Annotated in this window: 9 protein-coding genes; 2 read left to right on the top strand and 7 right to left on the bottom strand. The window is 38.8% G+C overall.

Annotated features, from left to right (window positions below):
* The first annotated feature begins 62 nt into the window (after positions 1-62).
* A complete protein-coding gene (locus tag G3341_RS05635) occupies positions 63-950 on the top strand; it encodes a helix-turn-helix domain-containing protein (protein ID WP_163860868.1) in 888 nt (295 codons plus the stop codon).
* Positions 951-1,562: 612 nt separating this feature from the next.
* A complete protein-coding gene (locus tag G3341_RS05630) occupies positions 1,563-2,942 on the top strand; it encodes a sugar porter family MFS transporter (RefSeq protein WP_154621996.1) in 1,380 nt (459 codons plus the stop codon).
* 217 nt (positions 2,943-3,159) lie between these two features.
* Here the strand turns inward: G3341_RS05630 and G3341_RS05625 are convergent, their stop codons facing one another.
* From G3341_RS05625 to G3341_RS05595, 7 genes are all read right to left on the bottom strand, one after another.
* A complete protein-coding gene (locus tag G3341_RS05625) occupies positions 3,160-3,906 on the bottom strand; it encodes an SDR family oxidoreductase (protein ID WP_154621997.1) in 747 nt (248 codons plus the stop codon).
* 461 nt (positions 3,907-4,367) lie between these two features.
* Entirely contained in the window at positions 4,368-6,410 is a 2,043-nt protein-coding gene (locus tag G3341_RS05620) for a TonB-dependent copper receptor (protein WP_163860867.1), read from the bottom strand.
* Between the two features lie 131 nt (positions 6,411-6,541).
* Complete coding sequence (locus tag G3341_RS05615; protein ID WP_375097492.1) at positions 6,542-6,916, bottom strand: DUF2946 domain-containing protein; 375 nt, start codon at positions 6,914-6,916, stop codon at positions 6,542-6,544.
* A 265-nt stretch (positions 6,917-7,181) separates the two neighbouring features.
* Positions 7,182-8,213 (bottom strand): phosphotriesterase family protein, encoded by a 1,032-nt coding sequence (locus tag G3341_RS05610; protein ID WP_154622001.1) that lies wholly within the window; start codon positions 8,211-8,213, stop codon positions 7,182-7,184.
* A 1-nt stretch (position 8,214) separates the two neighbouring features.
* The gene (locus G3341_RS05605; RefSeq protein WP_154622002.1) at positions 8,215-9,180 is read right to left on the bottom strand and encodes a DMT family transporter; all 966 of its coding nucleotides are present in this window, start codon (positions 9,178-9,180) and stop codon (positions 8,215-8,217) included.
* 124 nt (positions 9,181-9,304) lie between these two features.
* Complete coding sequence (locus tag G3341_RS05600) at positions 9,305-10,042, bottom strand: glutamine amidotransferase (protein ID WP_154623976.1); 738 nt, start codon at positions 10,040-10,042, stop codon at positions 9,305-9,307.
* A gap of 25 nt (positions 10,043-10,067) precedes the next feature.
* A complete protein-coding gene (locus G3341_RS05595; protein WP_154635595.1) occupies positions 10,068-11,288 on the bottom strand; it encodes a PfkB family carbohydrate kinase in 1,221 nt (406 codons plus the stop codon).
* Between the last annotated feature and the right edge of the window lie 519 nt (positions 11,289-11,807).

The raw sequence follows: 11,807 nt of genomic DNA, 5'->3' as shown, positions 1-11,807 counted from the left end.
CAAATCATGTTCACTCTATCTTTATTTTAGATCTTGGACAAAGCCGATTTAAAAGGGTCATCATGCTTCAAGAAAGTGTTATCAGAGAAATTATTCTTTGGATCGAGAAAAATTTAGAGTCTCGCCTATCTTTAGATACTGTTGCTGAAAAATCAGGATATACTAAATGGCATTTCCAACGCCTATTTAAAAATCAAACAGGGCTTGCCTTAGGTTCCTATATCCGTGCTAGGCGTTTATCTTGTTCAGCAGTGGCTCTTCGGCTCACAAACGATAGCATTATGGATATCTCTTTGCGTTATCGATTTGACTCGCAACAAACATTTTGTCGAGCCTTTAAAAAACAGTTCAATGTCACACCTTCTGAGTATCGCAAAAGAACAGGCTGGAAAATTGAAGGCTTTTGTTTGCCATTAAGGGAAAGCAAAGAATTTAGTGTTGAGGTTAGCCTAACCAAGTTAGAGCCCATTACACTTATCGGCAAACAGCACCGGTATACAAAAGGGATTAATGAGTGGAATTTTAAAACCGAAGAACTCAGACGCTATTACTGGCGAGAATTCCTCAGTGAAACCCAATGCGTTACCACTAATTTATATGCAATTCATGGCGTTGATACGATCGACTCGCAGGAAGGACAATTTTGTTATACCACTGCATTGGATGAGGATGACCTTGATACTGTCGCCTTTAATCCCAAAACGATGACTCTCCCTGATGGTGACTATTTACAAATTAAGTTTACCTGCGATGAGCTTCATGGCATCGATTACAACGATATCATCTACACTGTTTATGGGAAAGTCCTCGCGAGTATGGATATAGCGAGAGGAGAAGGCTGTGACATTGAAAACTATGTCTTAAAAACTAAGCCTAATTACCAATCATTTCTTAATAGTCCTCGTACCTACCTTAAAGAGCTAAACTATTATATTCCCGTCATTATCTGACACTATCATTGCCCTTCGCAACGCGAGGGGTTATGACTCCCATCCTGAACGTTAATAAAAAAACAAAACAACCGCAGTAATATTGCCGATAATACATATTCGTTTATATGGACTGAAGCAATAAAAATACATCAATAATAAATTCAAAAGCTCCTCAAATAGAATGATGGCTCATTATCAACCATCATCATAAGCTCTATCAATTACCGATAAAATCGTCATTCAAATGTAGTCTATTATTTAATTTAATATATTGATGATACAAAAAGACATTTTAGATTTAGAATAAAATGTTCATGTGAGTTAATCGTTAATTCCCCATCTTCTGTATACAGCTATTTTGACATAAATAACGTTGAATACTTTTATGATCATTAACATTAATAAATATCAATTTCATTATCAAAACAAACATCAATAAATGATATTCCAATAACGACTACATTGTATCATTCCACATATTTATTTGAATGTTGTTTAAATAAGGTTAATATTTAATATAACTATCTCCCATTGAAAATAGATAAATATCGCGTTAGGATAAATCTGAGTCTTATCTTTTGAAAGGACAGATAAATAATAATCTAACTTTACGATAAGGGACTAATGATCATGGTTAAAAATAATACACCAACGGGTCTTATGGTTATCTTTGTCGGCTTACTCGCCGCGCTAGCAGGCCTTTTTTTTGGTTTAGATACCGGTGTTATTTCTGGCGCCCTTCCCTTTATAAGTCAGCAGTTTGATATATCTTCAACCCAACAAGAACTCGTCGTTAGCTCAATGATGTTCGGTGCAGCCGCCGGTGCAATTATTAGTGGCTGGTTATCTTCTTTGGGGGGAAGAAAGAAAAGTTTATTAATTAGCTCAATATTATTTATTATCGGTGCGTTAGGTTCTGCTTTTTCACCCAATGCCAATATACTTATTTTTTCAAGAGTCATATTAGGACTCGCTATTGGTATTTCATCATTCACGACCCCCGCTTATTTATCAGAAATTGCACCTAAAAAGATCCGGGGTGGGATGATCTCTATGTATCAGTTAATGATTACTATTGGTATTTTACTGGCTTTTATTTCTGATACTGCTTTTAGTTATGATCATGCATGGCGTTGGATGCTCGGAATAACCGCTATTCCTGCTGTTCTGTTATTTATTGGTGTCACTTTTTTACCCGAAAGCCCTCGTTGGTTAGCCAGCAAAAATAGGTCTAATGATGCCAAAGCTATTTTATTAAAATTAAGGAAATCAGAAACTGAAGCAATACAAGAATTAGAGGATATATTTAACAGCTTAAAAGTAAAACAAACTGGATTTGGATTATTCAAAAGCAACAGTAATTTCCGCCGCACTGTCTTTTTGGGGATTGCATTACAATTTATGCAACAACTGACCGGTATTAATGTCATTATGTATTATGCGCCCAAAATTTTTTCGCTCGCTGGTTTTGAAAGTACCGTTCAGCAAATGTATGGCACCGTTCTCATTGGTCTCGTCAACGTCATCGCCACTATTTTTGCGATTTCGATTGTTGACCGTTTCGGGCGGAAAAAATTATTAACCTTTGGCTTTAGTGTCATGGCAATCAGTATCGGTTTTCTTGCCTACTTATTGTCATTCGATGCTCACTCTCAATTATCACAGTACACTAGCATCGCCTTTTTATTAATCTTTATTATTGGCTTTGCTGTGAGTGCAGGACCCGTTATGTGGGTGCTCTGTTCTGAAATTCAACCTTTGAGAGGACGTGATTTTGGTATCACTTGTTCCACTACATCAAACTGGATAGCCAATATGATTGTCAGTGCAACCTTCCTAACATTGCTATCAACATTAGGAGACACCAATACATTTTGGGTTTACGCGGCACTGAACGCCCTATTTATTATTGTCACACTCTACTTTGTGCCTGAAACAAAGAATGTTTCATTAGAGCATATTGAAGAAAATTTAATGAAAGGTCATGCCCTAAGAGATATTGGCCGCTAACCATATTTAGCGCTATCCATCGTTCTTTTATAAAATACCCGATATCACTATCGGGTATTTTAGACCACTGACGAGCCTCATGCTTTTTGCATGGGGTTTATTCGCCGTTCAACGACTGACATCATTTCGTTCCAAGGGAAAAACTACCATGACTCCCATATGCGATCCCGATGGTATTTTGTCCCTACTGTAGGGGCTTTTTACTCTGAAAGAAAACTTATTTGCACACTGAAACGCCACCATCAACATACAGTGAAGTCCCAGTCATAAAGCTCGACATAGAGCTCGCCAGAAACAACGCTGAAGATGCAATTTCTTCCGGTTCAGCTAACCGCTTCATTGCATGTAAATTGGCAGCCCATTCACGCTGTTGCTGATCTCCTGCCATGTCCGTGTTAACCCCACCCGGTAAAATAACGTTTGCCCGTATTTTCTTATCGGAATAATCCGCAGCGATACCTTTAGCTAATGCCAGCAAGGACGCTTTTGCCGTACCATAACTGCTCATTCCGGGAAGCCCAACACGACTGCCAACAAAACTGGATGTGAATATGATCGAGCCACCACCCGATTTAACCATCAAGGGTATCTGGTGTTTAACCCCTAAGAACGCAGCGGTAGAGTTTGTATTCTGAACTTGATTCCATTCATTGAGATCGAACTCGGCAACGGGTTTTATTGGCCCGACCATACCGGCATTGTTAACCGCAATATCTAACTGACCAAACTCTTGAGATATTAGGTCTGATATTCCCTTATGCGTTTTTTCTAAACACACATCTCCAACATAATAAATCGCCGTTCCCCCCGCAGAACGGATCTCACTTACCACTCGCTGAAGCTCTTCTTCACGCCGGCCAGTCAAACAAACAGAAGCCCCGTTCTGTGCGAACATGATGGCAATAGAGCGACCAATGCCTGAAGATGCGCCAGTAATAATTGCCGTTTTACCTTTAAGTAGCATGTTAGATACCTCATTGACGATGATGAGCTCAATGTACCGTGCTTTGAAAGTGTAAAAACTCTGGTTATTGCTTTTTATTTTGCCCAAAAGTCATGGTTTATTGTGTGACAATCAGGCCTGCGTTTTTATTTTCGGCGGGACAATCACTGACACTGTCCGCAAAAAAGCACTGACCGCAATGAAAGAGAGGAAGCCACCCTGTATTGCGAAGACATCAAAATAAATTCAAGCCTCATCGCGATATCGATTTTTCTAACAAGGCGCTCTTCAGAAATCAGTTCATTCACCGCAAGGGCTGCGAACTGATATTGTTGGGGGAATGCTTCTTTTAACCAATCGGTTAGCTCATTATTTATACTGACCTTATAAGATCAAAGCCCTCAAAAAACGAGGGCTTTGTCAGTAGTTTGAAATACCCGATATCACTATCGGCTATGTTACTTTCAATCCGTAATATCTAATTAAAAAGTTAAGTTTAATTTAGCCCAAAACGTTCTACCAGGCTCATTTACAGGTTCATTAGATGAATAACCAAATCCACTATTACCTGCTAAATTGAGGTGTTCGCTATAGTTTTTATCAAACAGATTATCCACACCAGCACTTAACTTCATATGATCGTTAACACGATAAGCGGTATTAAGAGAGAAAATAGTAAAACCAGCACTACGACCAAAATCTTTACCCACGACATTACCATCATTGATTGCAACACGATGTTGGCTGCTAACAACACGCATTAACCCTGTCGCAGTCCAATCATTTTTCTCCCAAGATAACCCGAAACGCGTCTCTAATGGAGGCATCTGTGGTAATGGTTGTCGATCACTACGATTCTCTCCCCAAGCATAGGCAAGACTCACATCCGCTTTCCATTCATCCGTTAATTTATGAGCAACACCCAGTTCTCCCCCCATAATCATGGCATTAACGTTTTCAACTTGGCTTTCTCGTGAATTATGTGGGTTATAACGGAATAAAATGAAGTCATCCACACGGCCAATATAAGCAGAAACCCATGCACTGGTTTTTTCGTGATGATATTTTGCACCGATATCTAACTGAGTCGTTTTTTCAGTTTTTAAATGATCAAATACATTCGTTGTACCATCAGGGCCATAGGTTGGTGAAAACAGCTCCCAATAATCAGGGAATCGCTCGGTATAACCCACCCCCGCGTACAACATGACTGGCATATCCGGCAACGAATGTTCATAACGCACAAAACCAGCCGGCATCACGGTATTACGGCCAGATGAGCCAATCGTAGTATCATTATCCACTAAGACCCTATCTGCTCGGGCACCTGTAACAACTTTTCCATGTTCGTTGGCATCCCATGTCAGCTCACCAAAAATACCGTAATCTTGAAATTGTGCATCTTTATTCCAGTGATCATTGCTCTCTTTACGATGTGTGTTACTTTGCATATCAGCACCAGCGCGCAGTTCATAATCACTCCACAGCCAAGTTCCCATGACCCTACCACCGACGGTTTTACGATCAACACGCATCTTCATTGGCATGTTCATCATGCCATGACCACCGCCCATCATATGTCCCATATGACCTGAGCCACTTCCCGCAGAGCCACTGGTATCACGCAATGAGTAATTATCCATGATATGGTCCGCGTAGTTGTAATACAGGTTGGCTTCTAACTTATCAAAATGAGTACTAATGTTCGTTTTTTCAAAACGCATACCTAAGCTTTCACGCTTAAATTGCGAACCATCCATTCCACGGCCGGCATAACGCGCTTCTCCATCCCCTTTCCCCGCGGTAAGTTCTAATAACGTATACTCGTCAGGGGTCCAACCAAGGGCTACATCGGCATTCCATTTATCCCATTTTGATGGCACCTTATTACCATCCCCATCTTTATAGTCATTCGAACGCGATTTGTTACCAATCAAACGTAAGTAACCCTTTTCATTGCCCATACTGACATCCGCATTCGTATCCCAACGCTGATTTGATGCGACTAACGCACTCGCATTTCCTTGAATGCCCGCTTTATCAAATACTGGCTTTTCACGCTCAAAACGGATAGTTCCCGCTGAGTTTCCAGGTCCCCACAAAACAGACTGTGGCCCTTTAATCATTGTCAGTAAGTCAAAGTTTTCTGGTGATATATAAGACGTAGGAGCGTCCATACGTGATGGACAAGCCCCCAACATTTCACTGTTGTTGGTTAAAATACGTAATCGAGAGCCAAACATACCTCGAAATACTGGGTCGCCATTGGTTCCACCATTACGAATCTGCGAAAAGCCGGGGATGGTTTTTAAATAATCAGAACCATCACTTGCAGGCACTGGCTGCCGAGGTATTTTTGGTGATGTACTTATCAGCAGTGGTGAATCAACAGGTGCTGTCACTATCATCACCGCGCTGTCTGAGAATTTACTTTGATTTTCTTCATGAGCGAATGCTGTATTTGCAATAAGCGCAGTAGCAACCCATATTGCGACAGGTGCGATGACCAAATTTTCTTTTTTCATTATTTTGCCTAGTTCTTTTCTTTATGACGTAACAATGCCGCCTGAATTGGCCAAGCCAAATTCAAGATAAAGCGCACCCTTTGCACTTAATACGGCAAATGTGACAGATTAAATTTAATATTTTTCAATAATTAAGAAGAAAAGTGTGTAGGCGGCGCTCGTGCAAAGCGTAGAGACCAAGGTCGAAATAGATAAAGGCGAACACAAGGTTCTAAGGGTAAGTCAATCGTTAAAGTGAGCAGTTGGCGAATAACCACTGCAATAAACAAAATGATAAATGGGAAATGAATCAATAGCTGACAATAGCCACAAGCAATGTCTTCCATTGGAGATAACCCAACGCCTGACATAAGCAGGTGATTCATCATACCACTTGCATGGCATTCTTCTGGCAATGGCATCCCTTGATGCGCATGGTGCATCGCATGTTGTGCCTGACTATCCACAAGAGAGCAGTCTGCCATCTGCATCATTGATTTTGATATCAATGGGGCAATAAACAGCATTGCGACAGCAAGAAGCGCAAGATAAGCGGCGAGTTGTCTATATTTAGCTTGCAGGTGCAACGTTTTTCCGTCATATCTGTTTTTATTTTTTAACGGGCAAAAGTGTATCCTATTTACCTTCTGGTTGTTATCGTTTTTTGTCAATAATGTTACCCATAAGATAGAAAATGTGCTTCACGCTTCGTTTCAAAAGATCCAATAAAAAGCGGCAATCGCTATTACGCTATCGCCGCAAAATAAAAAACGAATAACAAAGGGTGACTGATTAAGTGAGTAAATTAGCTGGGTTATCGATACATAAACGATCTAGCGTTGCTTTATCAACACCTTTTTTCGCCAATAACGATAAGAAAACATTGGGAACAAATCCCCAACCATTTCCACCATTTTTAGCCCACATCTGTTTTAAGAAAACATCGTGACTTAAAACAATCTGGTTACTGTATCCCAACTCGATCAGTTTATAGACTGCATCAACCGTTTCAGTAACGGTTGGCGCAACCCCTTCTTTTGGAAAGGAAATATCAAGACCTATCATATCGAATTCAAGCCATACGCCTCTGTCCAACATACGACGTTGATAATCGATATCCTTTCCGGAGGGATCTGAATGTGCCAATGAGATTTTAGCGGGGTTAACGCCCATTTCTTTAATTAAGATATCCAATACCTCATCACCACGACGTTGCCAGCCTGGCATATGAATATTCATAGAAACATGGTCGTTGGCTAGCTGTGCTACAGATGCTGCTCTAAGGCTATTTTTTTCGCCCTCAGTAAAAAATGGTGACACCCCAATCTCACCAATCATACCTGCTCGAATATCCGTGCCATCAATACCAATATTTAATTCATCATCGATCATTTTGGCCATCTCATCGATGCTTTTAACCAGACGCTCGCCTTCAAATTTCTCGATATATAGCCCCGAGGAAGCAACAACATGAATACCTGTTTTTATCGCCACTTCACGTAATTGACGGACATCACGACCAATCGCTTCAGAGCCTGTTGCATCAACTAAGGTTTTCCCTCCAAGCTCTTTGAAGTTATTCACTTCATAAATCACATCATCGATGGGTTTTTTATCCATATTGTCACAGCAGCAATATGGATCATGTTTAAGCCCCCACTGAATATCCGCACTGACTTTTTTATCGACTAAGACATGTGAGAAATCATAAAAAGGTTCATCGACTACCGTTGATAAATCGTTAAACAGATGTTCATGGGGAAGAGTCAAACCCATATCTTCTTTTTTAACTGGCCCAGTTACTGTCTGAATATAACCTTTCATTTTATACTCCTGCTGTTTTTGCAGCCTTTGCTTCTTTAAATTCAGGAATAGTCGTAATAATCGCACCGACGAGTGCAAATAGAGTTCCAATGATCGTCACTAGATAAACAGTATTTCCCAGTGATGGCAGCAATAAATCAATCAGCACAGAACCGAGTAATTGCCCTGCTGTTGATGCCACCCCTAACATTAACAATCCTAATCCACGAACCAAGATAGCCATTAATGCGATAGACATAAGTCCTAATGGTCCACCGAGATACATCCACCACACACCTGGTAATTCAAGGGTGATGTGACCCAGCGCCATACGAATCACCAGCGCGACGGTTAAAACGGTGAAGCCAACAATAAAGTTCCAGGTGATAGAGACCATCATTGACCCTGTCGCTTCTGCAACTTTCGAGTTACCCGCAGGCTGCCATCCAGCTAAGAGACCGGCTAAGAATGGAAGAATGGCTAAGTAAATCGCTGACGTCGAATGCCATTGCGGTGAAACAACAAATAAGGTGGCAACAACAGCAAAAACAGCCCCTAATACACGGAAAGTGGTAAACGGTTTTTTCTCGTCAATACCGATCCCAAAACGGTCACACAGTAAGCCTGATAATAATAGTGCTGAAATCAATGCGGTTTGGAATGTTGCGATCCCCAGAGCACTCGCAGAAGCCCCTTCAGAGAAGACGACCATTGCGCCACATAAACCTGCAAACCAGTTCCATAATGGAATTTTACGTTGTTTAATTAAACTGGGAATGGCAGCAAATTGTTGTCTGGTCTGTTTTTTAGCTATGATAATAAAAAACATCACAACTAAACCGCTGGCGAAAGAAATCACAGCGCTGGCATTACCGTCTTTTAATACATCCCCTAGTTGCCCATTAACAGCAGATTGCATTGGCGATAACATACCGGCTAAAACCGTTGCTATCATCAGTAAAGGTGTAGAATAACTTTTTGCACTCATAAAATATTCCTTTTGGATTTTTGACTATGAGTCATTATTTTTGTAATCGGAGTACAAAGTGCGGGGGAACTCCCCACACTTAATTTCTTATTTTTTTGCTATTTTACTTTTGATGATATTTTAATTAGCGAGCGATCTGTTTTAGAATATTTACCCACATATCAGAGTAATGTTCCCAAGCCATAAATTCTTTACTTCCCCAATGTGGTGAGCAATCACTCATAAAACAGGCTGTTTTACCTTTTTCATATTCGCCGAAAACTAATAATGGATCTTCGCCAATATTTAGAACCGTTTCAGTATTATCTTTAGCTTTAACTTTGTTATAGCCTAAGAACATTGGCCAATTGCCAAAACCTTTAACTGAATCGTGTGCAGAATTAACTGGCGTTGCAAAAATACCTTCTGGTGTTTCAACACGGTCATCACCGTCTAACATTTCAACTGGCAATACATCCGCCAATAGCGTATTTTTATAATTCGCTTTAGCTTCAATACCCATAAAGGATAAATAGCCACCAATCATTAATAACCCACCACCATTAATTACGTATTGCTTAATTAATTGCAGTGCATTTGGTAATACTTTCATATTATAGAAAGTATCATTCTGTAATAAGAATGTATTTGCACCAATATCGCTGATGACAACAACATCATATTTTTCCAATTCCTCTACCGTTTTAGGAAATGCCATTTGAACGGTATGAGCAGGCATATAATCAATTTCGACATTTTTATTTCTTAGGCAGCTTAATAAAAATGTCGCCCCCTCTTCATATTTACTCGAAGTAAAACTGTCGTAGCCTTTAGTATGAATCATATGAATGTGCCATGACTCACCAATAAATAAAATTTTCATTTTTATTCCTCTTTCAGAATATGAATTATTCAGGGGACTGAGTAACAACCTGCGAGTAGGTTGTTTGGTTAATACGATACATCACATTAATATCTTCAGGCATTTCTGAAGCATTACTGGTTTCTACGGCAAGCGATGAAAATGCAGAGGCATAACGCAACGCATAAGAAAACTGTTTTCCTTTCGCTAATGATGCGGCCAACGCACCATTAAACGCGTCTCCTGCACCTGCGGTATTTTTAACGACAGCCGTATAAGCGGGGGAGTAAATGAATTTATTGCCATCATAAGCAATAGAACCTTTACTTCCCAGCGTTATGACAACCTTCTTAACACCTTTGGTATGAATAATTTCTGCCGCTTTTTTTGCAGATTCCATATCAACAACATTGACACCTGAGAGCAAACTCGCTTCAGTTTCATTTGGCGTTAAAATATCGACCTTTTCCAATAGCTCAATCGCAATGTCACTATAAGGTGCTGGATTTAAAATAATTGGGATATTATATTCATTACCTATTGAAATAATTTCCCTTAATGCCTCAATATTGGTTTCAAGCTGCAACAGGATAATATTAGAATTAATAATCTTATCTTTTTGGATTTTCACTTCATCTGAACTAATATCCATATTCGAGCCAGGATAAATTGAGATGATATTTTCGCCACTATTTTCCGAAACAAAAATTGATGCTGTACCTGTTTGGAATTTTTCGGTCTGATAAATAGTTGATGTCTTAATTTTTGATGATGAAATAAAATTCACCGCATAATCACTAAATTGGTCAGTACCAATTTTAGTAATAAAGTGTACCTGTGAGTCTGAATAACTTGCAGCTAAGGCCTGATTACATCCTTTGCCACCCGGTGAAAATATAAATTTATTTGATAATAATGACTCGCCAGCCTCTGGTAATCGAGGCAAATAACTTATCATATCAACATTAAATGAACCTAACACACAAACTTTGCCGTTCACTGAATCATCCTTATTGGTAATTTCATTAAGGCTATCGTTACATTCAAGAAATTGTATAATTTCTTTTTTTGCAACTTTATCTAGGGATTCAAATTCAATGAATGCGCCACCATGGCAACGGCTAACAATTCCTTTTTTTGCCAAAGAATTTAAATCTGCTCTAATGGTTTCTTTTGTGACATTCAGTTCTTTCGACAAAACAGAAACTTTTGCTGAGCCTGCATTTTTTAAAAAATTAATTATTTTTTTATGTCGTTCTGCTTTCATGCCATTTTACCTCATGGCATTTACTCTAATTCAGATAATGTTATTTTAATGTGATAATAATCATATGTTCCCAAGACAAAGCAAAAAAAAGCAAAAAACACAAAAATAAAAACAAAAAAAAGCAAAAGCATATTACGTTAAGGTAAATTTAATTTTAAATACAAAATAAAATAAGAAAACATTAGCTAATTTAATTATCATTTGATTTAAGATTAAAATAACATCTATATGATTTATTATAAAAAAACAAAATTAAATGAAATTAGACATTTATTTCAATCAATTATAAAAAGAAAAATAAACTTATCACTAATAGTTAATTATAAAGAGTTTTAAATAAATAAATTACTTAATTTTCAATTTTAACCCGCTAAATTCAAAATTGAATCGATTCAAATTTTTGCATTTTCATTGATTTTATTTTTTCCTATAAATGTCATCAGTAGACTAAAAAGTTCGGTTCCACTCCAATCAGTACCCTGTCACACGTTGCCTGACCAGAAAAATGATGGCTAATAC

This window comes from Providencia vermicola, from assembly GCF_010748935.1.
Taxonomy (GTDB): domain Bacteria; phylum Pseudomonadota; class Gammaproteobacteria; order Enterobacterales; family Enterobacteriaceae; genus Providencia; species Providencia zhejiangensis.
The sequence above is the reverse complement of the archived record's forward strand: the minus strand, read 5'-3'. Positions and strand labels throughout refer to the sequence as shown.